Source organism: Mesorhizobium sp. ESP7-2 (assembly GCF_020164715.1).
Classification (GTDB): domain Bacteria; phylum Pseudomonadota; class Alphaproteobacteria; order Rhizobiales; family Rhizobiaceae; genus Mesorhizobium.
Window position 1 is genome coordinate 26,947 of sequence record NZ_JAIUGQ010000037.1, and the last position, 26,101, is coordinate 53,047.

Sequence of the window (26,101 nt, forward strand, 5' to 3'; positions counted from 1 at the left end):
TTTTTGAACCCGCCGGACAGTCTTGACGCAGCCCGCGTAGGCGGACCGGTGATCGCAAATACTTGCCGCCGGAAAATGGCCGCCACAGCGGCCCATTCTATCCCCGTTATCCACATGTGTGACACACAAGATGTTGGGGTCACAAAAGCTACGCAAACGAATCCTTGACGGCTCGAAACGAGTCGCCTTTTATAGGCCATGCGCTCCTGTTGAGAGTGCGACCGGAAAGTTCTGAGCCCGGTCTTTTTCCCGGATTATGTGCGTTTTGCCCGCATTTCCGCCTGTTTACGAGGCCGGCGGAAGCGTTGGGATCGTGGGGTGGTGGGGCGACGAAAGGGAGAATTGTCGGACTGGAATAAATTGTCTGTTAACACTATATTTAGGGTTTGCAGGCAGGTTCGACGCTAGATAGTGTGAATTTCCCTCAGGTGAGGGAATCGAAAAATTCAGTTTTGAGGGACCCGCGGGGTCGGTTGGCAGCCTCGGCAAACGCTCGGCAAGGCGTTTTGTCGTGTGCGTGGCCGCGCCCGCGAAGAGGAGATGCCGGCATTGTTCGCAATGCCGGCAAACGGCGGACAGCGCGTTTCGTCTTTTGGGGGCAGAAATCCCCTGATGAAAGCGCTATATATAGACAAAAGGGACCGGACCAATGCGCATCGAGCGTCGTTTCACCAAGCCAGGACATGCAGGCCAAGAAGGGGCCGCTTATGCGGAGATCGAATTCCGCAAGGCGCTTTCCGAGATCAAGAATCCGGATGGCTCGGTGGTGTTCCGCTTGGACAACATCGATGTGCCGGCGCAGTTCTCCCAGGTCGCCGCCGACATCCTGGCCCAGAAATATTTCCGCAAGGCCGGCGTTCCCGCGCGCCTGAAGAAGGTCGAGGAGAACGACGTCCCCTCCTTCCTGTGGCGCTCCGTCGCCGATGAGGTCGAGCTCGCCAAGCTGCCGGAAGCCGAGCGCTACGGTTCCGAGATCGACGCCCGCCAGGTCTTCGACCGGCTGGCCGGCACCTGGACCTATTGGGGCTGGAAGGGCGGCTACTTCAAGGCGTCGGAGGAAGATGCGCGCGCCTTCCGCGACGAGCTTGCCTATATGCTGGCCACCCAGCGCGTCGCGCCGAATTCGCCGCAATGGTTCAACACCGGCCTGCACTGGGCCTACGGCATCGACGGTCCGAGCCAGGGTCACTTCTATGTCGACCCCTTCACCGGCAAGCTGACCAAGTCGAAGTCCTCCTACGAGCATCCGCAGCCGCATGCCTGCTTCATCCAGGGCGTGCAGGACGACCTCGTCAACGAGGGCGGCATCATGGATCTGTGGGTGCGAGAAGCGCGCCTGTTCAAATATGGCTCCGGCACCGGCTCGAACTTCTCGCTGCTGCGCGGCGAAGGCGAAAAGCTGTCCGGCGGCGGCCGCTCGTCCGGCCTGATGAGCTTCCTCAAGATCGGCGACCGTGCGGCGGGCGCCATCAAGTCGGGCGGCACGACGCGCCGCGCGGCGAAAATGGTCATCGTCGACGCCGACCACCCCGACATCGAGGAATTCATCGACTGGAAGGTCAATGAAGAGCAGAAGGTCGCCTCGTTGGTGACCGGCTCCAAGATCGTCAAGAAGCATCTCGAAGCGATCATGAAGGCCTGCGTCAACTGCGAAGGCCATGACGACGACTGCTTCGATCCGGCCGTCAACACGGCGCTGAAGCGCGAAATCAAGGCGGCCAAGAAGTCGGCGGTGCCGGAGAACTACATCTACCGCGTCATCCAGTTCGCCAAGCAGGGCTACACCTCGATGTCGTTCAAGACCTACGACGCCGACTGGGATTCTGACGCCTACCTGACGGTCTCGGGCCAGAACTCCAACAATTCGGTGTCGCTGAAGGACAATTTCCTGCGCGCCGTCGAGACCGACGCCGACTGGCACCTGACCGCCCGCAAGGATGGCAAGGTCTTGAAGACGCTGAAGGCGCGGGACCTGTGGGAAAAGATCGGCTACGCCGCCTGGGCGTCGGCCGATCCGGGCCTGCATTTCAACACGACGATGAACGACTGGCACACCTGCGCTTCGGCGGGTGCGATCCGGGCCTCCAACCCGTGCTCGGAATACATGTTCCTCGACGACACGGCCTGCAATCTCGCCTCGATCAATTTGCTTCCCTACCGCAACGCCGACGGCACGATCGATATCGCTGCCTACGAGCACACCGTGCGGCTGTGGACCATGGTTCTCGAAATCTCGGTGATGATGGCGCAGTTCCCGTCGAAGGAGATCGCCAAGCTTTCCTACGACTACCGCACGCTGGGCCTCGGCTACGCCAATATTGGCGGCCTGCTGATGACCTCGGGCATTCCCTACGATTCCGACGAGGGCCGCGCCATCTGCGCCGCGCTGACCGCCATCATGACCGGCGTCGCCTACTCGACCTCGGCGGAAATGGCGTCCGAACTCGGCGCCTTCCCCGATTATGACCGCAACGCCCAGAACATGCTGCGCGTCATGCGCAATCATCGCCGCGCCGCCTATGGCGACAAGGACGGTTACGAAAAACTCGCCGTCAATCCGGTGCCTCTCGTGGCGTCGGACCTGAAGCAGCAGGATTTGGCCACCCACGCCAGGGCCGCCTGGGACCGCGCCATCGAACTCGGCGAGGAGCACGGCTACCGCAACGCGCAGGCAACCGTGATCGCGCCGACCGGCACGATCGGCCTGGTCATGGATTGCGACACCACCGGCATCGAGCCCGACTTCGCCCTGGTGAAGTTCAAGAAGCTCGCCGGCGGCGGCTATTTCAAGATCATCAACCGCGCCGTGCCGGAAGCGCTGCGCACGCTCGGTTACTCCGAGAGCCAGATCGCCGAGATCGAGGCCTACGCCGTCGGCCACGGCAATCTCAACCAGGCGCCGGCCGTCAACCCCGGCTCGCTCAAGGCCAAGGGCTTCACCGACGACAAGATCGCGGCGCTCAACGCCGCGCTGAAGTCGGCCTTCGACATCAAGTTCGTCTTCAACCAGTGGACGCTCGGCGCCGACTGGGTGAAGGAGACTTTCGGCTTCACCGACGAACAGCTCAACGACTTCTCGTTCGAAATGCTGCCGGCGCTGGGTTTCTCCCGGAAGGACATCGAGGCCGCCAACATCCATGTCTGCGGTGCGATGACGCTGGAAGGCGCGCCCTTCCTCAAGGCCGAACACCTCGCCGTGTTCGATTGTGCCAGCCCCTGCGGCAAGATCGGCAAGCGCTCGCTTTCGATCAACAGCCACATCCAGATGATGGCGGCGGCGCAGCCCTTCATCTCCGGCGCCATCTCCAAGACCATCAACATGCCGAACAACGCGACGGTGGAGGACGCCAAGAGCGCCTACATGTTGTCCTGGAAGCTGGCGCTGAAGGCCAACGCGCTCTACCGCGACGGCTCGAAGCTGTCGCAGCCGCTCAATGCCTCGCTGCTCGCCGATGGCGAGGAGGATGAGGACGATACGGTCGAGCAGCTGATCCAGGCACCGGCGGCGGCGCGCGCGGCGCAGATCACCGAGCGCATCGTCGAGCGCATCATCGAACGCGTGTCGCGCGAGCAGGAGAAGCTGCCCGGCCGCCGCAAGGGTTACACGCAGAAGGCCAAGATCGGTGGCAACACCATCTTCCTGCGCACCGGCGAATATGACGATGGCCGTCTCGGCGAGATCTTCATCGACATGAACAAGGAAGGCGCCACGCTGCGTGGCCTTCTCAACAACTTCGCCATCGCGATCTCGCTCGGCCTGCAATATGGCGTGCCGCTCGACGAATATGTGCACGCCTTCACTTTCACCAAGTTCGAACCGGCCGGCATGGTTATCGGCAACGATGCCATCAAGAGCGCGACGTCGATCCTCGACTACGTGTTCCGTGAGCTCGCCATTTCCTATCTCGGCCGCAACGACCTCGCCCATGTCGACCAGTCGGACTTCTCCAACACCGCACTTGGCCGCGGCATCAGCGAAGGCAAGACCGACGCCGTCTCCAAGGGCCTGACCCGCGGCTCGCCGGTGAAGCTGGTTTCGAGGGCAGGCGAGCCGAAGGGTTTTGCCGGCTCCTCCGGCACCCCTGCCCGTTCGGCGCCGACAGCCTTCTCCGGCTCCAACGTGCTGGCGTTGAAGCCGGCGAGCGACGAGGCGGTCGCCTACAAGCGCGACTATGAGGAGCGGGCCAAGGAGCTGGCGGAAGACATTGCCTTCGAGGAAGCGGCCTCCGACGCCTCGACTGATACCACCGCGGCGCTGTTCACCGATACGGCGGCCCATGAAGCGGCCGAAGCGAAGAAACTCGCCGCCGACCGCCGCGCCAAATCGCTGCTCCAGGGCTACACCGGCAATTCCTGCTCCGAGTGCCAGAATTTTACCATGGTAAGGAATGGGACTTGCGAGAAGTGCGATACGTGCGGCGCCACGAGCGGGTGCAGCTGAGAATCTAAGGCACTTCCTATTCACGGTATCCGAGGCCGGCCCGAGAGGGTCGGCCTCGGTGTTTTGTTCGACCGACCTTACGACCGAACCGATGATGTTACGGTGCTTTTCCCGACGCACTTGTCGATCGGCGGGCGTGATAGTGCGAGTTCTTCGGCACGGCAGTTACCCGTCACTGACGCAACCAGGTCAGGTTGATCAGCCCCATCGCGCTATTCATCGCTGCATCCCGTCAAGGAAAAGGCATCCCAGGCTGAGCCATCGGGGTTGGCGTTGGCGAAGTCGGGCCATTCGCTGAACGTCGCACCGAACTGCGGCAGCAACAGCCCTTTCGGCGCCGGTGTCGCTTCGTGGGAATTCAGCTGCTCGGCGCCGCCTCCGGTCAGGGCGTAGATCTGCCCGTCCCATATCCTGCACAGCCCGCTGCCGTCCTGCAGACCCGCTTCGAGGTCGCCGTCGGTGCAGGTGCGGCGGATGGTGCCGAGCGGAAATGAATTTTTGCCGTTGGTCCAGGTAATGTCGGCCGGCAGGCTTATGTCGGTATGGGGCACGGTCAGCGAGAACACCTGCGTCGTCAGTGCCGCCGGTTCGTTGTCGAGCAGCCGGAATTGCATGACCGCGCCCGAGCGTGGCTCCCTATAGGTGGCGTGGCTCAGGAGGCATTCCCTGGCGCTCGCTGCCTGCATGAGCCCGAGCGAAGCCAGGACGACCAAGGCCAGTTTGCGAATGATCATCGAAATCTCGGGGAAAACGTTGTGAAGCAAGGCCGGCTGCGTGCCGGGCTGCACAGTCGCATCATCCGTGCAAAACCATAAGCGAAATCCGGAACCGCTGCGTTTATCGCACGTCGATCGAAACTTGCGCCACACAAACCCGCAATCTGTATGATCAGACACAGCGGCCCAGGGGGACAAAGATGCAGCGTTTGGCAATCCTCAAGGCGATCTCCGCAACTACGATTGTGCCGGCCGCAGCAGCAGCGCCCTATGTCGGGACGTGGTCCAGGGACAGGTTGAACTGCCATGCGACCGCCGACGTCCAGAGCCAGACTGTCTTCACCGTGGATCAGTCGGCCCTGTCGTTTCCCAACCTCGGCTGCGAGCACGCGAGCTTCCGCAAAACCGCCACAGGTTGGGTGGTTCGCGCCAGCCAGTGTTATGGCGAGGCCCCATCGCTTGACGAGCCATTTTCCCCATCATCCATATCAAAAGAGATGGCGCGACGGTGCGATTGACCTGGCGGGGATTCGATAGCGGACCTCTCGTCCGCTGCTGAAGGCGGCGACGCTCAGACCAGTCCGACCAGCAAGGCCGAGCCGCCGAGAAAGCCTGCCGAACAGACCCACAGCAGCCAGAGCCCGCGCACCCGGCATTCGAGCACCGCCGAGGCGGGATTGGCGGCGTCGTAGTGCACGTCGACCTTGCTGCCCTCGACAGACCGCCGCGCCTGACCGCCGACGAGGCCAGGCAGCGAGGCCGTCTCGCTGGCGCCGAAAGCGACACGATCGGCGCTGTAGCGCTGTCCGGCGACACCATAGCTGTAGACGATGCGGGATTTGAAGACGGTGCGCCAAGGCCGGTAGCCCACGCCTTCGAACCGGCCGCGGGTCTTGATCGCCTGCAGGCCGGACGCATCGATACGGCCGGCCGTGGTCGGCCATTTTGCCGCCTGCCCGGCCATCGATTTCTGGGCAAAGCCCATGCGCAGCACAAAAAGACCCATGAAGAGCAGGAACGCCGCGGCACCGAGGTTCTGCGGCTTGGGCAAATGCGGCCCGATTGCCTCCAGCACGCCACCGACGGAAAACACCAGCACCAGCGCACCAACCACCAGCCCCGCCGAAAGCTGGACCATGAACTTGAAGGCGCCAACCGGCATGGTGCGCTCGATGACGGCCTTGCCCGGACCTGGATGGGTCATAGAACACGGTTACCGCCGTGCCGCGCGGAAACCGCGCAAGGGTTTCCGCGACTTCGAAATTCCCGAGGTTCTCCTGCACGCTGTAATGCGAACTTTGGAATGTCTTGCCGCCCACCTTGTACTCATAGGTGATGGCCGGAAAATTGCGGATTTCGGTCGAAGTGCTGCTCTCCGAGCCAGTGCCCGAGCTCGTCACCTCGCGCGCCTCGACGCGCGACGAGACGATCTTTCCAGGCGTCGGCAACCAGCGGCTGGCCGCCTTGACCTCTCGCCATTTCAGGAAGGTGACGATCGACAGCATGCCAGCGACCGTGCAGGCAAAGCCAACCAATAGAAATTTGAGCTCCAACTCGCCCCCCGACGACCAAGAGTGCAGCAGCCCGCATATAGACAGCACGGCGCCGGAAATGTCTCGTCTATTCGCAAGATCGGAAATGAACGCCGGCAACGCCATCCGCACGACGACGTGATAAAAGGGCTACTTGACGATCGACCCGATCGGATAAAATCCAGGAAGACAACAGCCGGGACGATGCGCATGAGTGACAAAGCAGACGACGAAACCGATATCGTGAACCAGCTCGCCTATGTCAGGGCCGATCCGACCCAGCACGACACGCTGACGCTTCTCGCCATGATCGATGCCGCCATCGCCGAGATCATGAGCCTGAGGACGCGGCTGCGGCTGAGCGAGGAAAAGAACGCCGGAAGCAACCAGTTCCGATAGGCCGGGAATGAGCGCTTGGGCGGTGGAAGGTGTCGCGCCCTAGTCCGAGTCAGCCATCATCTGCCGGCCGCCGCCGCCGGCCCAGGCGCGCCATTGCCACTCATCGCCGTGGAAGACGTTGAGATCGATGCGGCCGGTCACGCCATGCGACAGGCCGGAGCCGGAATACTGCCAGAACAGCCACTTGCGATCGGGATAGACCTTTGAAGGGTGCCGGGCCACAGCGCGCAGCCAGAACGGGTAGTCCGGGAAGGCGCCCTGAAGGTTGTCGCGATAGAAATCCGGCGCCGTGTAGATGATCGGCCGCTGGCCGTAGTGGCGCTCCAGCTTGTCCATGAACACCTGCATCTTCTCCAGCACCTTTTCGCGCGACGGGCGCCGCTGGCAGCTGGAATCGCCGTTCCACTCGACGTCGATCACCGGCGGCAGCGCGCCTTCCACCTTCGGCACGTTGCGGATGAACCAGTCGGCCTGCTCGCCGGCGGTGCGGCACCAGTAGAAGAAGTGATAGGCCCCGCGCTTCAGGCCGGCGGCGTCGGCGCCGCGCCAGTTCCTGGTGAACATCGGGTCGAGATGGTCGCCGCCGTCGGTCGCCTTGATGTAGGCGAAGTTGGCGCCCTGGGCGCGCAGCTTCTCCCAATTCACGTCGCCTTGCCAGCGCGACACGTCGACACCATGCACGGCAAGGTGACGGGGCGACGAGCGGCCGAAATTGATCGGCTTGGCATCGCGGAAGCCGTAGCGCGTGACCGGGCCTGCAAGCATGGGCGGCGCCGCCCGCGACAACAGTTTCGGCGGCGACACCAGGGCAGCCTCCTCGATCGGCGGCTCGACGCTGTCGGGCAGTTCGGGTGCGGGAAACGCCACCGTCTCTTCCTCCGCAAGGCCGAAGGGCCGAGCGGTGTCGTCCTCGGGCGCAACCTCAACCCGATTGCGCGCCGCGTTTGCCTTGGCCACCGGAACGGATGTGATCGGCGCGCTTGGCCGCACCACCGAACTGGTCGTCTCATTGGACGGCTTCTGCATGTCGAGCGCGTCCATGCCCGATGTCGACGAACAGCCGGCAAGGCACAGCGATGCGATCACGAAACTGATGACGCCTGGTAACCGCATCTGGACCTGTACTCAAACACAACAGACCGAAGGCGACGGCCGACGGACAACCAGACGAGTTATGAACGAGAAATTACCAATAAAGTTTGAATCAAGTTTTTTACCATGGCTGTGGCCCCTTTCAGACAGTCGCAGGAGCGGCCCGGCCAAGCCTTGACAGCGCCATGATATGGCTGTTGAGAACGGTATGCGGCGTATGCGCCGGCGTTCCCATGAATCTCGAAAAGGCGCCGGGCCACGCGGCTGGCTCGTCAACGACAAGCTCGACCAACTCAGGAGCCTGCTCGACAGCGGCAGCTGAGGAACACTTTCAAAGGGAGCTTGCGTGCAGTCGTTCATCGACCAGAGCGTTGGTTTCATCGAGAACCATCAGGCCTGGGCGGGCCTCGTGGTCGGATTGCTGGCCTTCGGCGAATCGCTGGTGCTGGTCGGCATCCTGTTGCCCGGCACCACGGTGCTGATCATCGTCGGCGGCCTGGTGGGTGCCGGTATCGTCCAGCCACTGCCGGTCCTCCTCGCCGCGATGATCGGCGCGGCGCTCGGGGACACCATCTCCTTCTTTCTCGGCAAATGGCTCGGGCGCGGCGTCGTCCACAAATGGCCGCTCAACCGCTATCGCCGCGAGATCGCCAGGGCGCGCCTGTTCTTCCATCGCTACGGTTTCGCCGCGGTTTTCGTCGGCCGCTTCTTCGGTCCGGTGCGTGCCACCGTGCCGCTGGTCGCGGGCATGATGGGGATGAACAGGCGCCGCTTCCAGATCGCCAACATCCTGTCGGCGATCATCTGGGCGCCGGTCGTGCTGTCGCCTGGGTGGCTGGTGGCGAAAGGGGCCGACAATCTGCCTGAGCTAGACGCAACCAGCCTGTTCGGCCTGGCGGTGATCGCGGCCATGGCGGCGGCGATCATCGTCGTCGTTATTGTCATCAGACTGCGCGGCAGGCGCGATACCCGGGCTTAGGGCGTTCAGCCGCGCTTCCTGAAGACGCCGATCATCGGCCCCAGGTTCCAGTAGTCGTCGTTGCGGCCGAGGGCCGGAGCGAGCAGGCTCGATATCGTGCCGTCGAGAAAGAGCGCGTTGTCGCAGCCGAGCACGTCGCGAAACAGGCGGGCGAAGGCATGGAACGTCACCGTGCCGTTCGAGATGGCAAAGACGGCAACCCCATCCTTTCGCACTCCGACGCCGTCGCGGCTCTTGCGCGACGTGCCGTCGGACCGGAATTTCGGGTGAAGCTGGCCGTCGATCACCAGCATTGGCCCCGATTGCGTCGCATAGTCGGTGGCTGGCCGCTGCCTGACGAAGTCCCTGGTCGCCCGGACCGCGGCCTTGCCGCCGCCGACGTAGAAGATGCCATTCGGCTGCAGCGAAAAGTTGCCGCTTCCCGAGCCCGTCTTCACACCGGCCATTTCCTGGCCGCGTTCGACATAGAGGCCGACCGGCCTGAGGTCCGGATGATACATGCCGCCATTGATGGCAAACAACATGGTACGGCCGGCCGTGCGCTGGGCGCTGTCGAGATTGTGCAGCGATTGAAAAGGCTTGCCCGCCGGGTCTTTCCAGAACAGTTCGATCGAATACAGTTTCGGATCGACCTCGCAGACGAGAAAGCTCGCGGCCTCGAAGGCGACGTCACGGCAAGGCGGCACCGAAGCGAACCACTGGCCGAATGCCATCATCGTGGCGACCGCGTGGGGCAACGCGCCCTTGACCAAGGTCAGCAACAAGGGCGCAGAATGCAGGAGAGTCAAAAAATCCATGCGCGTTCCGGATTGTCGGTCCCAACGAATTGTCGTGGATAGCACCGCTTGCCGGCACGATGAAGGATTTGCTCGAGGAGAAGCGTGGACTACGGCCCGACGGCTATTTGACGGCGCTGACCAGCTTCTCTTCGCCGGCAAGAATGGAGACCCAGTGCCCGGTGTCGTCACTCGCCTGTCTTTTCAGATAGCGATACGGCGTCTGGTTCCAGACACGAACCTTGTCGACGAGATTGTCGAGGATGAAGTCGCCCTTGTCGGTACGCACCGTCAGCACGGCGTGGCCCTCGCCGTCCGGCTTGCGAACCACCGTCATCAGGAGGTTGGCTATGGCAATGCCCAGGCTGTTGAGCTCACGCCGCTTTTCCAGCGCGTAATCCTCGCAATCGCCGAAGCCATTGTCCGGATAGGCCCACCATTCCTCCTTGCCGTAATTGTCCATGTCGCTCATCGGCTTGACGCGTGCGTTGACCGAAAGGTTCACGGCTCTGATCTCCCGCGACAGCTTGGCGGTCAGTCGTGCCGGCTCGCTGTCGGGTGAACGGATCAAGCACTCGGCGGAATGGATCTTGCAAAAATCATAGTGGCCGATCGGCTGGGAGGTCGAGCCGCCGATAACCATGGAAACGGGAGCCGTGTAGGCGGAACTCGCCGCCGAACAGAAAGCAATCAGGCCAATCGCGAGCCCCAGCCCCTTCGCCTTCCGGCGCCAACCCATCAAGGATGCCATCCGGCCCCGCCCATCTGTTTTGTTAACAGAACGTTAAGGGCGGATGTTGCCGGAAGTCAATGAAGGCGTCCGATCACATCTTCGGGCATGGGTTCATGTCCTCCCGGCGGTTGCAGCCGCGCAACACCGGAAGCGTGCCGATCCGGCCTAGGCAAGCCATCCCGTTGCCACGCCGAGCAGCAAGACAACCCCGAGCACGCCGCGATAGATGACGAAGGGCCAGGCGGAAAAGCGTTCCAGCACGCGCATCAGGCCCCAGATGGCGAAAAAGGCCGATATCGAGGCCACAAGCAGTCCCATGCCGAGAACCGACCATCCATGGGCATCGAGATGCACCTTGTGCAGTTCCCACAATTCCTTGAGGCCGGCGAGCGCGATGGCCGGCAGCCCGAGCAGGAACGAGAAACGGGCCGCCTCCGCCCGCTTGAAGCCAAGCCCCAGTGCCGCCGTCAGGGTCGAGCCGGAACGGGAAACTCCGGGTATCAAGGCGCCGATCTGCGCGATGCCGACCAGCAGTGCATCGGCCAGCGACGCGTCGGCCATGGTGCGCCGGTGGCGGGCAAGGATTTCCGCCAGCCCCAGCAGGACCGCCATGGCGATGCAGGCCCAGCCAATCACACTCAGGCTACGCAACGGCGAATTGCAGGTGTTGAGAACGCCCGAGAGCGCCACCCCGGCGATGACGATGGGGATCGTCGCCAGCACGATCCACAGCGCCAGGCGGAAATGCCGGTCGGCAAAATCGCGGCGCGTGAGGGCGTCGAGCGACCCGAACAGAAGATCCCTCACATCGCCCCAGAAATAGCTGACCACGGCGGCAAGGGCCGCCAGTTGCATGGCGGCAGAGAAGGCGGAACCCGGATCCTGCCAGCCGAGCACGGCCGGCACGATGCGCATATGGGCGGTCGAGGAAATCGGCAGCAGTTCGGTGATGCCTTGCACCAGGCCGAGGAATGCGACCTTGGCAAATCCAAGGCCGACAAAGCCCGTGTCGACGCCTTGCGTGCAGATATCAGCCATGTCGGGTTCCATGCGGGAGAGATCGGACTTGCGAAGGCACGATCGGCGGCGATCGGAGCCGGACAAGCCATACCGTCATGCTGCGGAGAATCAATTTACGGATTTGTAAGCTGGCACCGCCGCGTCAGGCGCGTACGGTTCAAACCGGCCCGAAGGGCCGGCGATGCTCCCATGGGTGAGGTTGACAAGACGATTACGGGCACAGCCACAGTTTCTGGCAGGTCCTGGCAATCACATGCGCGGGCGGCATGACAGGCTCCTCTGCGGACGGCCGGCGAGCCCGCTCAAGCAGCATGCGCACCTGTTCCGGGCGCACACGGTCGCGCTCCATCACAAGCAGGACCATCGGGTCGCTCAAAAGCTCGTCCAGGGTGCTGATGCTGTCGCTCATCCGTCGTCTCCTCGAATGCCGGGCCCGCGACGCTTAGATAGGGTGACAAAGATGGCCCGCCAATGACGCTTTGCCGGCTATCGCGTGTCTCTTTGGGTTATTTTTTGGTCATCCTAGGGCACGTCCTCTCCTGCTGACGGGAAGGAGAAAGCCTAGGCCGGCGGAGCGCCTTCATATTGCGGCAGGCCGTCGTCCAGCATCACCCAAGGCTGCTTCGAGGTGGTCCAGATATGCATCTGGGGCCGGAACAGCGACGGGTCGTCGAGCGAACCGGTCGTGACGCCGATGATGCCGGCCGAAACGCGCCGCGAAAACATCGTCGTGCCGCAGCTCGGGCAAAAACCGCGCTCGAGGTCCGGCGAGGTATTGACCGTGGCCAACGGGCCCTCGACCGTCACATCGTCGATGCGGAACAGAACGCGCGCATTGAAGGCCGCGCCGATCGCCTTCTGGCAGAGCCGGCAATGACAGATGCGCTCGTTGATGGGGCCGGCGTCGGTGCGGTAGCGCACCGCCCTGCACAGGCATCCGCCCTCATATTTTGTCGTCGCCTGGATCCATTGTTGGAGTGAACAGGCGGCAAGGTAGCGGCGAAGCCGATTGGGTCAATTGAAAAGCTTTGATACAAGGTCATCGATTATCGTGATGTGGCAGGACCGTCATGACAGCGGACATCGAAACAATCGGCATTGCGGCTCTGTTCGGACCGCCCTCGCCCGCCCGCGACCGCTGCGACGCCAGGATCATGGCCGCCGCGTCCGGCATCGGCTTCATGGCGGTCCGGGATTTCCCCGGCGACGACTGGCTGACGCCGGACAAGCGCGCGCAAGTGCTGCGCATCTTCGCGCTTCCCGATGCCGGGAGGCAGGAATTGCTGCGCTGGAATTTCGATCACACGAAGAAGAATTTCTACCGCGGCTGGTTTCCGCTGCAGCCGCAAGCCGTTTCCTACAAGGAAGGTATCGACATGGGGCCGGACCTTGCCGACGCGGCGCGACTGTCAGCCTCCGACGATCCCTTGTGCGAGCCGACACCACTGCCGGCCGAAAATGCGCTGCCCGGCTGGCGAACCGCGACAGCCGACTACTATCGCGCGATGGAGACGATCGGCACCATGCTGATGCGGTCGATCGCTCGCGGACTTGGCCTGCCTGAACTGATCTTCGATGCCTATTTCGATGGTGGCATCTCGACGCTGCGCCTGATCCGCTATCCCCTGCGCGACGCCAATGCCGGCGTCGACACCAGCGGGCCGGAGTTTTCGGTGATCCACAAGGGTGAGATGCGCACCATCATCGGCCGCGAACATGCCGATTCAGGCTTCGTCACCTTGCTGGCGCAGGACGGCGTCGAGGGCCTGCAGGCAAAGAACCTCGCCGGCGAATGGATCGACGTGCCTCCAGCCAACGGCACGCTGGCGGTCAATTTCGGCCAGTTGCTGGAACGCTGGACCGGCGGCCGCGTGCGGGCGACACGGCACCGGGTCATCGCGCCGAAAACGGTGCGGTTCTCGATCCCGTTCTTCTACGAGCCGCGCGTCGATGCGGAAATCTCGCCTCTGCCATTGGACGACGCCGAACCGTTCGCGCCGTTTCTCTACGGTGACTATCTCTGGGAGTCGGCGACGAACTTCGTCGAGATGAGCGGTATCAAGCATCTGAGGCAGCCGCGCCGCGTCAAGGCTTCCTGAGCGACACGCAGGCCGTCTCGCTGGAGACGACCTGCGGAGATGGCAGGGTCAGGTTTGCGTCCCAAGGACGAGCCGAGCCAACGCGACCCGAAATCGCCGGTGAAAAATTCTGGACACTGTGAGTGCTGCAGAGGAGGCGCGCGTCAGTGACGTTTGGCGTGCACCAGATAGGCGTCGATCTCCGACTCGCCGAGCCACTTGGCTGCCTCCAGACGATGCAGTCCTTCGACAAGTATGTGCCGCTTGCCGTCGTGGCGGACCTGGATCGGCGTCTTCATACCGTTTTCCAGTATATCCTCGGCCAGATGCCGGACGGTCTCGGGATGCAGCGTCTTCTTGCGCGCGGTGGGCACATAGATGTCGTCGACCTTGACCTTTTGCACCCTGAGCATGCCTGTCCCCGTGGCGGAGCCGCCGCCATCTTTCCTGAGATAGTCGGTTTGCCGAGCGCGGCCAAGAGTGCGGCTAACGAATGCTGGCATGATCGTTTCCATTTGACGCCTGGCCGGCGGATCGCCGAAATGGCGCCTCCGATGGTCCAGGGCTTCATGATCAATCCGCCGACCGAATTTCCCGATTTCGGGCTGACGCCCGAGCAACGCCGCCATGCCGTGCGCGGCCACTATTACGAATGGCCAGGCATGGATGGCGAACGCGGCGAGATCTGGTGTTACAGCGACCGGTTTTCGTACCGTGCCGGCGAGACGGTTACGCTGCATGTCAGTTCGACCGCTCCGTCCTTCGGCATCACGATCGTTCGGGACGGCGGCACCGAGACGAAAATGTTCGAGAAGTCGGGCATCGCATCGTGCTGGCAGGACAGTCCGGATCAATGCTCGGCCGAAGGTTGCGGCTGGCAAGCCTCCTTCGAATTTTGCGTCGGAAGCGACTGGTCGTCCGGCGCCTATCGCGTGACCCTGACCGCAGACGGGCGCGACGGCAAGCCGATCCAAAGTCACCACATTTTTATCGTTTCTCCCCAGCCCGGCAAGAAACCCGGCCGCGTGCTGCAGGTGGCGGCGACGGGCACATGGCTTGCCTACAACACCTGGGGAGGCTCCAACCACTATCAGGGCATCACCGGGCCCGACCGCAACCAGTACTCGCCCATCGTGTCGACGCAGCGCCCCTGGTGCCGCGGCTTCGTCGTGCTGCCCGGGGATGCGCCGCGCGTGCCATTGGAGGTCGCGGTGCCGCCGAAGACCGTGCCGCGGTATCCGCACATGGAGTGGGCGCTCGCCACCGGTCATTCGAAGAAATACGCCTCGTCAGGTTGGGCCAGCTACGACAGCCATTTTTTTCGCTTCGCCGAACGATCCGGCTACGGCGTCGATCTCGCCAGCCAGAACGAACTGCATTTTTCGCCCGAGATTCTCGACGGATATGACTGCGCGGTCTTCGTCGGCCATGACGAATACTGGACCTGGGAGATGCGCGACGCGGTCGACTTCTACGTCGAACGCGGCGGTTACGCGGCGCGTTTTGCCGGCAATTTCATGTGGCAGACGCGGCTGGAGGACGAGGGCCGCCGACAGGTCTGCTACAAATACCGCGCCCGGGCCGAGGATCCCGCCTATCGCGGCGGCGACGTGACGCGCGCCACCAATTCCTGGGAAGCGCCCGAAATCGGCCGGCCGGGTTCAGCCACCTTCGGGCTCAACGCCACACGTGGTGTCTATGCCGGCTGGGGCGGCTGCGCGCCACGTGGCGTACGCGGTTTTCCGGTCTATCGGCCGGAACATTGGGCCTTCGCCGGTACCGGCATCTATTACGGCGACCTGCTCGGCGCCGACAGCCATGTCTATGGCTATGAGGTGGACGGGCTCGACTTCGAGATACGCGGCGGCCTGCCCTACCCGACCGCGACCAGCGGCGCGCCCGATGGCTTGCAGGTGCTCGCCGTCGGTATGGCAAGCCAGGTCGAGGAAAGCGCCGACATCCCGGTCGAGGACCAGTTCCTCACCGACGAGGATGGCCGCTTCACCGCCGAAACTTTGTTCGGCGAGGCGAGCGACGCCAATCTCGAAAAGGTCAAACGCGGCAATGGAATGATCGTCAATTTTCCGCGCGGCAAGGGCGAAGTGTTCCACGCCGGAAGCTGCGAATGGGTCGCCGGCCTGCTAAGACAAGACCCGATGGTCGAACGGGTTACCCAGAATGTCCTCGATCGCTTTCTTGGAAAGTCCTGACATGTCGAAAGTCCAGCCTGCCATTCAAGACACCGATGCCCGGCGCCAATCGCATCTGTTCTACCTCTCCAGCCTGCGCCGGCCGCTGATCGACCGCGCCGAAGGCATCTACATGTGGACGCAGGATGGCCGCCGTTTCATCGACGGATCGAGCGGCCCGATGGTCGCCAATATCGGCCATTCCAACCGCAATGTGCTCGACGCCATGAAGCGGCAGATGGACCGCGCCACCTTCGCCTATCGGCTGCATTTCGAGAACGAGCCGGCGGAAGAATTGGCGCGCGAACTTGCCGGCAAGCTGCCGGAAGGCATGGACCGCATCTTCTTCGTCTCCGGCGGTTCGGAAGCGACGGAATCCTGCATCAAGCTGGCGCGGCAATGGGCCGTGGCCACCGGCCAACCCAGTCGCTGGAAAGTGATCACCCGCTTCCCTTCCTATCATGGCGGTACGCTGGGGTCGCTTTCGATCACCGGCGACGATGCGCTGGCCGAGACTTTTACGCCGATGATGCGGGTGATGCCGACCGTGCCGGCACCGACCGCCTGGCGCGCACGCGACAATCTCTCGATGGAGCAGCGCGGTGTGCGTTATGCCGACATGCTGGAGGAGAAGATCCTCGCCGAAGGTCCAGAGAGCGTCGTCGCCTTCATCATGGAGCCGATCGGCGGCGCGGCGACCGCTGCGCTTGTCGCGCCGGACAGCTACTATGCGCGCATCCGCGAGATCTGCGATCGCTACGGCATCCTGCTGATCCATGACGAAGTGATGAGCGGTGCCGGCCGCACGGGCAAATTCCTCGGCGGCGACCACTGGAACTGCAAGCCCGATATCGTCGCACTATCGAAGGGGCTGGGTTCGGGCTATGCGCCGCTCGGCGCGCTGGCGGCGCCGATGCGGCTGGTCGAACCGCTGCTCGCCACCGGCGGCTTCCAGCACGGCCACACCTATGCCGGCAACCCTCTTGCCTGCGCCGCCGGGCTTGCCGTGCTGGGTGAAATGGACCGGCTCGACCTGATCGCCAACGCCGCCGCCATGGGCGACGTGCTGATGGACGGATTGAAGGGCCTGGCGAAGCGCTTTCCGTTCATTGCCGATGTGCGCGGCAAGGGGCTGCTTACCGGCGCCGAAATGGTCGCCGATCCCGATACGCTGAAACCGATCGACCAGAGCAAGAAAGCGACGCAGCGTCTGCTCGACCTCGCCTATGAGCGCGGGCTGATCATCTATGGCCGCAGGGTCAAGGGCGGCGTCGACGGCGACAATTTCATGGTGGCGCCGCCGATGATCGTCACCAGCGAACAGATCGGCGAGATCATCTCCATCATTGGCGACTCGCTTGAGATTCTTGCCTCGGAGCTAGATCTGCCGGTCGAAGGCCGGGGGTAGAGCAGATGGCGCCGCGTAAAGTCATCATCACCTGCGCCGTCACCGGTTCGGTGCACACGCCGTCGATGTCGCCCTATCTGCCGGTGACGCCGGACCAGATAGCCGCGGACGCCATCGCGGCGGCCGAGGCCGGCGCCTCGATCCTGCATCTGCATGCCCGAGACCCCAGGGACGGGCGGCCGACCGCCGATCCCGATGTGTTCATGCAGTTCCTGCCGCGCATCAAGCAGGCGACGTCGGCTGTCATCAACATCACCACCGGCGGCTCCTCGCTGATGACACTGGACCAGCGGTTGGCGGCGCCGCTTCGGGTCCAGCCCGAAATGTGCTCTCTCAACATGGGCTCGATGAATTTCGCGCTGTTCCCGATGCTCGACAAGCCAAAGGAATGGCAACACGAATGGGAACCGAAGCTGCTCGAAGCCACGCGCGACACCATCTTCAAGAACACGTTCGCCGACATGGAGGGCCTGCTCGAGCGGCTTGGCAAAGGCTGCGGCACCCGCTTCGAATTCGAGTGCTACGATGTCGGCCACCTCTATTCCCTGGCGCATTTCCGCGACCGGGGACTGGTTTCGGGGCCGCTGTTCATCCAGTTCGTGCTGGGCATACTGGGCGGCATCGGCGCCGACCCGGACAATCTCGTCCACATGAAGCGCATCGCCGACAAATTGTTCGGCGACAGCTACCAGTTCTCGGTGCTGGCCGCGGGCCGCAACCAGATGCCGCTGATATCGATCGCCGCCGCGATGGGCGGCAATGTCCGTGTCGGGCTGGAAGACAGCCTCTATGACGGCCGCCAATTGGCGAAATCCAACGCCGATCAGGTGCGCCGCATCCGTGGCATTCTCGACGGGCTGTCGCTGGAGGTTGCCACACCGGCGGAAGCGCGCGACATGCTGGCGCTCAAAGGCGGTGACAGGGTGGCGTTTTGACGTGATGATGGCGCCCGGTCCTACCCCCCTCTGTCCTGCCTTGGCGCCGTGCCTATGATGAGTGCGGTCCTCCTCCGCCCCGGCACCATCGACGATGTCGAAAACATCCACGCGGCGATCCTGAAGCTCGGTACCCATATCGGCGCGCCCGAGGAAATCGTCTCGACGGCAGACGACCTCAGAACCTGGGGCTTCGGCGAAAAGCCCGCCTTCTCGACCCTGATCGCCGAAGTCGGTGGCGAATTCGCCGGGCTTTGCCTGCATTTCCCGATCTTCTCGACCTGGATGGGTCGGCCTGGCGTCTATGTGCAGGACCTCTATGTCGAGGACCGGTTCCGTGGCCGCAAGATCGGCGAACGCCTGCTGCGGCGCGTGGCGGCCGAGTGCCGTAGGGACGGCGGCGTGTATCTCAGGCTGTCCGTCGACACCGACAATGAGGGCGCCAAGACCTTTTACGAGAGGTTGGGCATTGCCTGGTCAAGTTACGAGCAGACGCAGAAAATCATCGGCGAGGCCTTTTTCGCCTTCGCCGACGCGTCGGAAAATGGGGAGCAGGAATGAAGGCCTTCTATGCGCAGGAGCAGAAGCGGCACGACCCCAAGGCCTTTCTTTCCAGCGGTGCGGCGCAGCCCAACCCTGAAAAACCGGAACGCGTCGAAAGATTGCTAGCCGGCGCAAAATCCGCCGGTTGCACGATCGAACGACCACGCGATCACGGCCTCGGCCCGGTCTCGGCGGTGCACACACCCGAATATCTCGACTTCCTCGAACATATTTTCGAACGCTGGCAGCGCATCGAAGGGGCGTCGGCCGAGGTCATCCCCAACATCCACCCGATCGCCCGCAACGGCTCCTATCCGGCCTCCGCTGTCGGCCAGGTCGGCTACCACATGGCCGATACGGCTTGTCCAATCTCGGGCGAGACCTGGCAGAGCGCGCTGTGGAGCGCCTGGAGCGCGGTCGAGGCGGCGGAAACGGTGATGGCCGGCGCTTCCGGCGCCTATGCGCTGTGCCGACCACCTGGCCATCACGCCTTTGCAGATGTCGCCGGCGGCTTCTGCTTCATCAACAATTCGGCCGTCGCGGCACAGGTGCTGCGCAGACAGGCTGCCCGCGTGGCGATCCTCGATGTCGACCTGCATCACGGCAATGGCACGCAAGGCATTTTCTATGCGCGACCTGACGTGCTGACCGTTTCGCTTCATGCCGATCCCGTGCGCTTCTACCCGTTCTTCTGGGGCCATGCCGATGAGCGCGGTGAAGGTCCGGGACTTGGCTACAATTTCAACCTGCCGCTACCGCGCAAATCCGCGGATGCGGCGTTCCTGGAAGCGCTCGGCGTGGCGTTCCAGCGTATCCGCGCCTTCTCCCCCGATGCGCTGGTCGTGGCGCTCGGCCTCGACGCGTTCGAGGGCGATCCGTTCGGCGGGCTTTCGGTGACGACGCCAGGTTTCTCGCGCATCGGCGAGGCCATCGCCGGGCCCGGCCTGCCGACGGTCATCGTCCAGGAAGGCGGCTATCTCTGCGACGCGCTCGGCGACAATCTCACCGCCTTCCTCACCGGTTTTGGCGGCAAGGCGCGGTGACAAACTCGCGTCAGGAGCGTTGCTGCCTGAGCATGGCAATCACCCGGTGCACGCTCTCCAGCGTTTCGTCGATTTCGGACGCCGTATTGTAGTGCGCGATGCCGATGCGCACGACGCCCTGCTCGGCGGGAATGCCGAGTTGGTGGACGATCTCCCAGGCATAGTTGTGGCCCGACCACAGGAAAATGTTTTCGGCGTTCATCTGCCGCACGATCGTTTCAGGCACTATGCCGTCCACGGTGAAGGAAACAGTCGGCACACGATCGCCGAGCCGTTTCGGATCGGTGATGCCGTGGATGGTCAACCCGGAAATATCGGACAGACCATCGATCAATCTTTGCGCCAGCGGGTTTTCATAGGCGATGGAGACTTCGAACGCCTTGGCAATCCTGCGCCTTCTCGACCCACCCTCGCCGGCCGAGGCGCCGAGGTCGGCAAAATAGTCGACCGCGGCGGTGAGCCCGGCCATCAGTTCGATCTGCGGTGTGCCGAGTTCCAAGCGCTCCGGCAAGCCATCGGACGAGCAGCGGCATTTATAGGCTTTCAGACCTTCGATGACCTCGCGCCGGCCCCACAATATGCCCATATGCGGACCGAAGAATTTGTAGGCCGAGCAGATCAGGAAATCGCAGCCGAGATCCTGCACGTCGATCAGGCCATGCGGCGCGAATTGCACGGCATCGACATAAACCAGCGCGCCGGCGTTTTTTGCAAGTTGGGTCAAAGACTTGACCCGATTGATCGAGCCGGTGAGATTGCTGGCGTAGTTCAACGCCACCAGCCGTGTCTTGCCGGACAGCAGACCTGCCAGCGTCGCCTCCTCGACCTGCCAGCTCTTCTCGTCGAACGGCAGCCAGTGCACGACGAGGCCAAGGTCCTCGGCCAGTTGCAGCCAGGGCGACACATTGCCCTCATGGTCCATGCGGGTGAGGATGATCTCGTCGCCTGGCTTCATCGTGCGCCCGAGCGTTCGCGACATGTGATAGGTCAGCGTCGTCATGTTGGCGCCGATAATGATCTCCTGGGGGCTTGCGGCACCGAGGAAATCGGCCATCGCCAGATGCGCCTCGTCAACGATCTGCTGCGCCGCGATCGTCGTTTCAAAATAGCCGCCAAGATTGGCATTGGTCGTGAGCAGGCAGCGCGACACCGCGTCGGCCACAGCCTGCGGCACCTGCGTGCCGGCAGGATTGTCGAGATAAATACGCCGCCGGCCCTTGCCGGTCAGCGAGAGAGCGGGGAATTTTCCACGCACGGCCTCGATCGGGAAATCCAACATCGTCTCCACCCCTTTGCTGTTGTTCGACAATTCCGCAGCCGGCCAGGTCACGGACAGGGATTGCCGACCCGTTGGTGAATGGCGTCCACCGCCTTCTGCATCTCTTCGGTCCAGACGACATCCACCGAGGACAGCGCCATTTCCAGCTGCGAAATGGTTGTCGCGCCGATGATGTTGGAGGTCACGAAGGGGCGGCTCGAGACATAGGCATTGGCAAACAGCGCCGGCTCCAGGCCGAAAGAGCGCGCCAGTTCATTGTATTCGAGCTGCGCTTCGGCGGCATTGGGCGTCTCATAACGCTGACCGCGATTGAACAGTTGCGAGCGCGAGCCCTGCGGGCGGGCGCCGTGATCGTATTTGCCGGTCAGATAACCCTGCGCCAGTGGCGAATAGGCGAGCAGCGACACCCCTTCGCGCTCGCAAACCTCGGCGAGGTTCACCTCGAAGGTGCGGTTGACCAAGTTGTAGGCGTTCTGGATCGAGGCGACGCGCGGACCGATCTCCTTGTCGGCCTCCGCCAGGAAGCGCATCACGCCCCAAGAACTCTCGTTCGAAAGACCGAAATGGCGGACTTTCCCTGCCTTCACCAGTTCCTCGAACACTGCGAGCGTCTCGGCGATCGGCGTTTCGCCGGCTGGTGCGCCGACAGCATCGGCACGCCGCGCCACCGCGCCGACACGCGTCGGGTTGGCGCCCCAGGGAATGTCACGCTCCGGCCAGTGGATTTGATAAAGGTCGAGATAGTCCGTGCCGAGCTTGGCCAGCGACTTGTCGATGGCATCAAAGATATCGGCCCGCACCAATTGCGAGGGTCGGTCGCCGCGAAACCAGGCATTGGCCGTGCGACCGACGACCTTTGAGGCAAGGATCACCTTGTCGCGATTGCCCTTGGACTTCATCCAGCTGCCGATGATCTTCTCGGTCCGCCCTTGCGTCTCGGCCTTGGGCGGGATCGGATAGAGTTCGGCGGTGTCGATGAAATTGACGCCACGCGAGAAGGCCAGGTCCATTTGGGCATGGCCCTCGGCCTCGGTGTTCTGCTGGCCCCAGGTCATCGAACCAAGGCAAATCTGGGTAACAAGAAGATCGGTCCGACCGAGACGGCGTTTGTGCATGGAATTCTGCTCCGGAGGGAGGTATGCGCGGCTGCGCGGGGAGGAATTCGCATCTTATAGGAAAAGCGAAGGCGCTCTCCAAGCCTCGCCGGGCCGACTTTTGCATGAGCGGAGACGGTTAGCGGCGTGCGACGGCCACGGCGCGGCGCTTGGCCTCGTCGATCAGCATATTGGCCACCTGCATGCGGATCATGGCGCGCTGGCGCAGATGCGGGGCAACGCGGTCGGGATGGTTGGCGAAGGCAAAGCTGCGGCGCATGCGACCGAAATCGGCAACGCCCTTGGGTTGATTCAGTCCCAGTTCGACCGCGATCGATTCAGGATCGATCGGCGGCAATGTTTCCTCCGGCTTCGGCTCTTCGCCAGCCAGGGCCAGCCTGGCCTGTTCGAGCAAGGCGGCGAATTCGCCGGCTAGATCGGCACCGGCCTCGCGATATTCCGCGGCGGATACCTTGATGCGGCCGGAATGGAGTTCATCGGCGACCGAGAGATAATCGAACGGGATGGATGGGCGCGCGCCGGTCTCCGCGCCCTCGATGCCGTCGCTCTTGTCGGAGGCGACGAAGAGGTCGTCGAGCAACGAAGCGAAATCACGCTTGGCGCTGGTAGCGATGTCAGCCTCCCGCTTGCCTGACTGTCTGGACTACAGAGTAGAACCGGCTCGTTAAAAATACATGCCACCGATGTGAACGAATTTAGCCGTTGCCAGGATTCCGATCGGGGATCAATGTTCCTCAAACGAAGAGCCGGACTGCACCTTTTGCAGTCCGGGATGTGCCAGCTTCGAAGCCTAACGATTGGCGCGGCGCAAGAGTTTCACCGGGCCGCCAGAAAAATTTGAAAAATCATCCCGACATGGCAGGCATGCAAATGCTGCACTGCACAATCTTCACGATTCACCTATACTGTCTGGCGTGGAGGACCAACCAGGAGCCTGAACCATGGGTTTCTTCACGGAAATGTTCGCCCGGCCGCGCCCGCAGGAACATCAGAGATATCGCGCGGCGCTCGCACTGCTTTATTCGATGAGCAATGCCGAGCGCGCCGACATCGGCATCAAGCCTGCCGATTTCCCGCGCATCGCCCGCGAAATGTCCATCCGCTAGGCAGGTTGCGAGATGTCCCGGATCGATACGGGACATCTCGAACGTCACTCCTCAACGCGATCCCAGGAATGTCGCCTTTCCCAGCGGCACACCATTGTGGCGAAGGATGTCGTAGGCGGTGGTGAGATGGAAATAGAAGTTGGGCATGGCGAAATGCAGCAGATATTGCATGCCGCTCAAAGTGGTTTCCCGGCCCCCCAGCTTCAACTCGACCATCCTGTCATCCGATCCGTCGATATCGGCGGCCGAAAAAGTCGCCAGATAGGCGACCGTCTTGGCGATCCTCGCTTCGAGATCGGCAAAGCTTGCTTCATTGTCCTCATATTTCGGCACTTCGCGGCCGGCCAGCCGTGACGGCGCGCCCTTGGCGTGGTCGGTTGCGATCTGCACCTGCCTGGCAAGGGCGAACATGTCGGGCGCGAGCCGCGCCGTCAAAAACACCTGCGGGTCGATCTTGCGGTCAAGCGCATTCTGTTCGGCTGCCGCAAGCACACTGGAAAGTGCTTTCAGCCTGGCTGAAAACACGGGCACGGATGCCTCATACATCGATATCGTCACGTCAGATCTCCTGTCCGGTCTGAGCGCCGGTGGGAGGGAGGTAGCGCCTCTGCGCACGATTCTTCAAGCGCCGCAGACACGGTGTCACCACGTCGCCGCAATCGCCATGGTAGAATCTTCGTTATCGAGTGGAGATTCCCCATGAGACGCGCCCTTCTGGCAGCGACTGCCCTTCTCTCCCTTGCCACGACAGGCCAAACGGCATTGGCCGCCAGCGATACGCCCGAAGCGCCTTACGTCGATGATCGGTCGAGCGCTGATGCGGTCGTCCGCTCTCTCTACAGCGCCATCAACCGCCATGAATTCGCCCGCGCTTGGGGCTACTATGGAGATACAAAGCCGGCAAAGGATTTCGATACGTTCGTCAAAGGCTATGACGGCACCGACACGGTGGAGGTCAAGACCGGTCCGATCTCGGACGAGGGCGCGGCGGGCAGCATCTATTACAACGTCCCGGTCGCCATCCAGGCAACCGACAAGAAGGGCGAAGCGAAGGTTTTCGCCGGCTGCTACACGCTGCGCCAGGTCAATGCCCAAATCCAGGCGCCGCCCTTCCAGCCGATCTTTATCGACAAGGGGGCGCTGAAGCCCTCCACCGCGGATTTCGACGAAGCGCTGCCGCCAAGCTGCGGCGACGGTCCGCCGCCACCGAAGAAGGATGCCGCACTGGAACAGGCCAAGAAGGCCTTGCTGGCGACCTATGCCGACCAGTGTGACAAAAATCTTCTAGCCAACGAGCCGGAAACTTTCTCGATCAAATACAGGGACAAGGACGCGGCCGCCGGCGATCCCGACCGGGAAACGCGGCTTTTTCATTTCGCCTGCTCTACCGCGGCCTATAATGAAAACTCCGTCTACTACATGAGCGATGATGTATCTGGTGTCAGGCAGTTGCAGTTCACCGAGCCTGAGATGGATATCCGCTACGTCAACAACGACAGCGAGGGCAAGGTCGAGTCCATGCACATTGTCGGCTTCCGGACGACAGGCTGGGCGACCAATTCCGACTATGACAAGGATGCCCACACGATCACCACCTTCAACAAATGGCGCGGCGCCGGCGATGCCTCGTCATCGGGCACCTATCTGTTCCGCAACGGCGATTTCTCGCTGGTCCAGTATGATGTCGATGCGTCCTATGACGGCGAGCAGAACCCTGAGACAGTCGTCGACTACAACACCGCGCCCTGAAAATACCCCGGGCTTGCAGTCAGCGTCGTTCAGGGCGCCTTCGACAGCATCCAGTTGAGCGTTCCGCGCCAATCTGCCATGCGGATTGGCGTGCCATGGGTGCCGGTTTCGAAGCGGACAAAACGGGTTGGATAGGTTTTGGACTTGGCGAGGATGGAGCGGAAGAAGGCCTCCTGGTTGGCAACGGGAAAGACCACGTCATGGCTGCCCTGGCCGAAGAAGACCGGCACCCGGCGTTTGAAGGCGGGGCTGGCGAAAAAGCTCTGGTCCCATAGCGAACCCAACAGCAGCAAGCCGTTGATGCGGGCGCCAGTATCCTTGCGTGCGGCAAGCTTCCAGCACAGCGCACCGCCCATCGAGCCGCAAGCGATGAAGATTTTCGCGCCCGGGGACTGTTCGGCATAGTGCTCGATCAGGGCCGCGATCAGTGCTGCGCCCTTGTCGCCGAAATCAGGAAAATCAGGTGTGATATAGAGCCCGCCATTGCCGGCCATCAGGTTCTTGAGGCGGTTGAAATTGCCACCGAAGGTGAAGTCGTCGACGCCTTGCTTGCGGCTGCCGCCCTGCCCGTGCAGATAGAGCACGATGACGGCGGCGCCTTGCGTCTTGCCGACGGCGACATGCCTGACATCGCCGGCGTCCGTCTTCAACATCAGATCCTGCTGCACCTTGCGCACGCCGGTGTCGGTGTACTGGCGGTGCACGCGCTTTTCCGGCACCTCGTCGCGCTGGTTGATGTCGCGCATTTCACGGTAGTCGAGGACGGTGTAGGCGCCGTCGCTGTCGGACGAGAGCGTCGCCGGATAGGCGAAGAGATCGTCCTTGAAGGGTTTGAGCGTGAGAACATCAGCGTAGGCCGCGATCGGAAACAAGAAGGATATTGCAAGCAGAAATGCAGGGACAGCGCGAGGCGCCCCCCTCTGGCCTGCCGGCCATCTCCCCCTCGAGGGGGGAGATTGGCAGCTTCC

At 62.7% G+C, this 26,101-nt stretch carries 26 protein-coding genes and 1 pseudogene; 12 read left to right on the plus strand and 15 right to left on the minus strand.

The window, feature by feature from the left end; genetic code table 11:
* Positions 1 to 649: 649 nt before the first annotated feature.
* Complete coding sequence (locus LB543_RS26545; RefSeq protein WP_224616258.1) at positions 650 to 4,441, plus strand: vitamin B12-dependent ribonucleotide reductase; 3,792 nt, start codon at positions 650 to 652, stop codon at positions 4,439 to 4,441.
* A 212-nt stretch (positions 4,442 to 4,653) separates the two neighbouring features.
* On the opposite strand, the gene LB543_RS26550 is transcribed toward LB543_RS26545, so the two are convergent.
* Positions 4,654 to 5,175, minus strand: coding sequence for a hypothetical protein (locus LB543_RS26550; protein ID WP_224616259.1), 522 nt, complete (start codon positions 5,173 to 5,175; stop codon positions 4,654 to 4,656).
* 182 nt (positions 5,176 to 5,357) lie between these two features.
* Here LB543_RS26550 and LB543_RS26555 point away from each other — a divergent pair, with 182 nt between their 5' ends.
* A complete protein-coding gene (locus LB543_RS26555; RefSeq protein ID WP_224616260.1) occupies positions 5,358 to 5,675 on the plus strand; it encodes a hypothetical protein in 318 nt (105 codons plus the stop codon).
* 53 nt (positions 5,676 to 5,728) lie between these two features.
* Here LB543_RS26555 and LB543_RS26560 read toward each other — a convergent pair whose 3' ends face one another.
* Positions 5,729 to 6,361 carry a DUF3592 domain-containing protein gene (locus LB543_RS26560; protein WP_263498837.1) on the minus strand — a complete coding sequence of 211 codons (633 nt, stop codon included), beginning with the start codon at positions 6,359 to 6,361 and terminating at the stop codon, positions 5,729 to 5,731.
* A pseudogene (locus tag LB543_RS34230) lies at positions 6,294 to 6,815 on the minus strand (DUF3592 domain-containing protein); the annotation flags it as partial. The gene LB543_RS26560 and the pseudogene LB543_RS34230, both read right to left, overlap by 68 nt.
* Positions 6,816 to 6,899: 84 nt before the next feature.
* Here LB543_RS34230 and LB543_RS26570 point away from each other — a divergent pair.
* Entirely contained in the window at positions 6,900 to 7,088 is a 189-nt protein-coding gene (locus LB543_RS26570; protein WP_224593866.1) for a hypothetical protein, read from the plus strand.
* Positions 7,089 to 7,127: 39 nt separating this feature from the next.
* Here the strand turns inward: LB543_RS26570 and LB543_RS26575 are convergent, their stop codons facing one another.
* A complete protein-coding gene (locus LB543_RS26575) occupies positions 7,128 to 8,201 on the minus strand; it encodes a glycoside hydrolase family 25 protein (protein WP_224616261.1) in 1,074 nt (357 codons plus the stop codon).
* 325 nt (positions 8,202 to 8,526) lie between these two features.
* Here LB543_RS26575 and LB543_RS26580 point away from each other — a divergent pair, with 325 nt between their 5' ends.
* The gene (locus tag LB543_RS26580; protein ID WP_140812861.1) at positions 8,527 to 9,159 is read left to right on the plus strand and encodes a DedA family protein; all 633 of its coding nucleotides are present in this window, start codon (positions 8,527 to 8,529) and stop codon (positions 9,157 to 9,159) included.
* Positions 9,160 to 9,164: 5 nt separating this feature from the next.
* Here the strand turns inward: LB543_RS26580 and LB543_RS26585 are convergent, their stop codons facing one another.
* From LB543_RS26585 to LB543_RS26605, 5 genes are all read right to left on the minus strand, one after another.
* On the minus strand, positions 9,165 to 9,956 hold the full coding sequence (locus LB543_RS26585) for a phosphodiester glycosidase family protein (RefSeq protein ID WP_140755106.1): 792 nt from the start codon (positions 9,954 to 9,956) through the stop codon (positions 9,165 to 9,167).
* Positions 9,957 to 10,059: 103 nt separating this feature from the next.
* A complete protein-coding gene (locus LB543_RS26590; RefSeq protein WP_140812862.1) occupies positions 10,060 to 10,686 on the minus strand; it encodes a transglutaminase-like cysteine peptidase in 627 nt (208 codons plus the stop codon).
* Positions 10,687 to 10,833: 147 nt separating this feature from the next.
* Positions 10,834 to 11,706: an undecaprenyl-diphosphate phosphatase gene (locus LB543_RS26595; protein ID WP_140812863.1), complete on the minus strand. Its 873-nt coding sequence runs from the start codon at positions 11,704 to 11,706 to the stop codon at positions 10,834 to 10,836.
* 193 nt (positions 11,707 to 11,899) lie between these two features.
* Complete coding sequence (locus tag LB543_RS26600; RefSeq protein ID WP_140755112.1) at positions 11,900 to 12,097, minus strand: hypothetical protein; 198 nt, start codon at positions 12,095 to 12,097, stop codon at positions 11,900 to 11,902.
* Between the two features lie 152 nt (positions 12,098 to 12,249).
* Positions 12,250 to 12,609, minus strand: coding sequence for a GFA family protein (locus LB543_RS26605; RefSeq protein ID WP_224616262.1), 360 nt, complete (start codon positions 12,607 to 12,609; stop codon positions 12,250 to 12,252).
* Positions 12,610 to 12,758: 149 nt separating this feature from the next.
* On the opposite strand from LB543_RS26605, the gene LB543_RS26610 reads away from it, so the two are divergent.
* Entirely contained in the window at positions 12,759 to 13,787 is a 1,029-nt protein-coding gene (locus LB543_RS26610) for an isopenicillin N synthase family dioxygenase (protein ID WP_224616263.1), read from the plus strand.
* A 143-nt stretch (positions 13,788 to 13,930) separates the two neighbouring features.
* Here LB543_RS26610 and LB543_RS26615 read toward each other — a convergent pair whose 3' ends face one another.
* On the minus strand, positions 13,931 to 14,179 hold the full coding sequence (locus LB543_RS26615; RefSeq protein WP_140755118.1) for a ParB N-terminal domain-containing protein: 249 nt from the start codon (positions 14,177 to 14,179) through the stop codon (positions 13,931 to 13,933).
* Positions 14,180 to 14,335: 156 nt separating this feature from the next.
* On the opposite strand from LB543_RS26615, the gene LB543_RS26620 reads away from it, so the two are divergent.
* The 5 genes from LB543_RS26620 to LB543_RS26640 are packed head-to-tail and all read left to right on the plus strand — an operon-like array spanning position 14,336 to position 19,884.
* Positions 14,336 to 15,976: a N,N-dimethylformamidase beta subunit family domain-containing protein gene (locus LB543_RS26620; RefSeq protein ID WP_224616281.1), complete on the plus strand. Its 1,641-nt coding sequence runs from the start codon at positions 14,336 to 14,338 to the stop codon at positions 15,974 to 15,976.
* Position 15,977: 1 nt separating this feature from the next.
* Positions 15,978 to 17,363: an aspartate aminotransferase family protein gene (locus tag LB543_RS26625; protein WP_224616264.1), complete on the plus strand. Its 1,386-nt coding sequence runs from the start codon at positions 15,978 to 15,980 to the stop codon at positions 17,361 to 17,363.
* A 5-nt stretch (positions 17,364 to 17,368) separates the two neighbouring features.
* Positions 17,369 to 18,298 carry a 3-keto-5-aminohexanoate cleavage protein gene (locus tag LB543_RS26630; protein ID WP_224616265.1) on the plus strand — a complete coding sequence of 310 codons (930 nt, stop codon included), beginning with the start codon at positions 17,369 to 17,371 and terminating at the stop codon, positions 18,296 to 18,298.
* Between the two features lie 57 nt (positions 18,299 to 18,355).
* On the plus strand, positions 18,356 to 18,859 hold the full coding sequence (locus tag LB543_RS26635; protein ID WP_224593846.1) for a GNAT family N-acetyltransferase: 504 nt from the start codon (positions 18,356 to 18,358) through the stop codon (positions 18,857 to 18,859).
* The gene (locus tag LB543_RS26640; protein ID WP_224616266.1) at positions 18,856 to 19,884 is read left to right on the plus strand and encodes a histone deacetylase family protein; all 1,029 of its coding nucleotides are present in this window, start codon (positions 18,856 to 18,858) and stop codon (positions 19,882 to 19,884) included. The genes LB543_RS26635 and LB543_RS26640 overlap by 4 nt, the downstream gene beginning before the upstream one ends.
* A gap of 10 nt (positions 19,885 to 19,894) precedes the next feature.
* Here the strand turns inward: LB543_RS26640 and LB543_RS26645 are convergent, their stop codons facing one another.
* From LB543_RS26645 to LB543_RS26655, 3 genes are all read right to left on the minus strand, one after another.
* Positions 19,895 to 21,163, minus strand: coding sequence for a cysteine desulfurase-like protein (locus LB543_RS26645; RefSeq protein WP_224616267.1), 1,269 nt, complete (start codon positions 21,161 to 21,163; stop codon positions 19,895 to 19,897).
* A 47-nt stretch (positions 21,164 to 21,210) separates the two neighbouring features.
* The gene (locus LB543_RS26650; protein ID WP_224616268.1) at positions 21,211 to 22,278 is read right to left on the minus strand and encodes an aldo/keto reductase; all 1,068 of its coding nucleotides are present in this window, start codon (positions 22,276 to 22,278) and stop codon (positions 21,211 to 21,213) included.
* 118 nt (positions 22,279 to 22,396) lie between these two features.
* Complete coding sequence (locus tag LB543_RS26655) at positions 22,397 to 22,858, minus strand: hypothetical protein (RefSeq protein ID WP_224616269.1); 462 nt, start codon at positions 22,856 to 22,858, stop codon at positions 22,397 to 22,399.
* 361 nt (positions 22,859 to 23,219) lie between these two features.
* Between LB543_RS26655 and LB543_RS26660 the strand changes: the two genes are divergently transcribed.
* The gene (locus tag LB543_RS26660) at positions 23,220 to 23,384 is read left to right on the plus strand and encodes a hypothetical protein (RefSeq protein ID WP_140755132.1); all 165 of its coding nucleotides are present in this window, start codon (positions 23,220 to 23,222) and stop codon (positions 23,382 to 23,384) included.
* A gap of 51 nt (positions 23,385 to 23,435) precedes the next feature.
* Here the strand turns inward: LB543_RS26660 and LB543_RS26665 are convergent, their stop codons facing one another.
* The gene (locus LB543_RS26665) at positions 23,436 to 23,942 is read right to left on the minus strand and encodes a DUF1993 family protein (RefSeq protein WP_224616270.1); all 507 of its coding nucleotides are present in this window, start codon (positions 23,940 to 23,942) and stop codon (positions 23,436 to 23,438) included.
* A gap of 141 nt (positions 23,943 to 24,083) precedes the next feature.
* Here LB543_RS26665 and LB543_RS26670 point away from each other — a divergent pair, with 141 nt between their 5' ends.
* Positions 24,084 to 25,133 carry a DUF1176 domain-containing protein gene (locus tag LB543_RS26670; protein WP_224616271.1) on the plus strand — a complete coding sequence of 350 codons (1,050 nt, stop codon included), beginning with the start codon at positions 24,084 to 24,086 and terminating at the stop codon, positions 25,131 to 25,133.
* A 29-nt stretch (positions 25,134 to 25,162) separates the two neighbouring features.
* Here the strand turns inward: LB543_RS26670 and LB543_RS26675 are convergent, their stop codons facing one another.
* The gene (locus LB543_RS26675; RefSeq protein ID WP_224616282.1) at positions 25,163 to 26,014 is read right to left on the minus strand and encodes an alpha/beta hydrolase family protein; all 852 of its coding nucleotides are present in this window, start codon (positions 26,012 to 26,014) and stop codon (positions 25,163 to 25,165) included.
* Between the last annotated feature and the right edge of the window lie 87 nt (positions 26,015 to 26,101).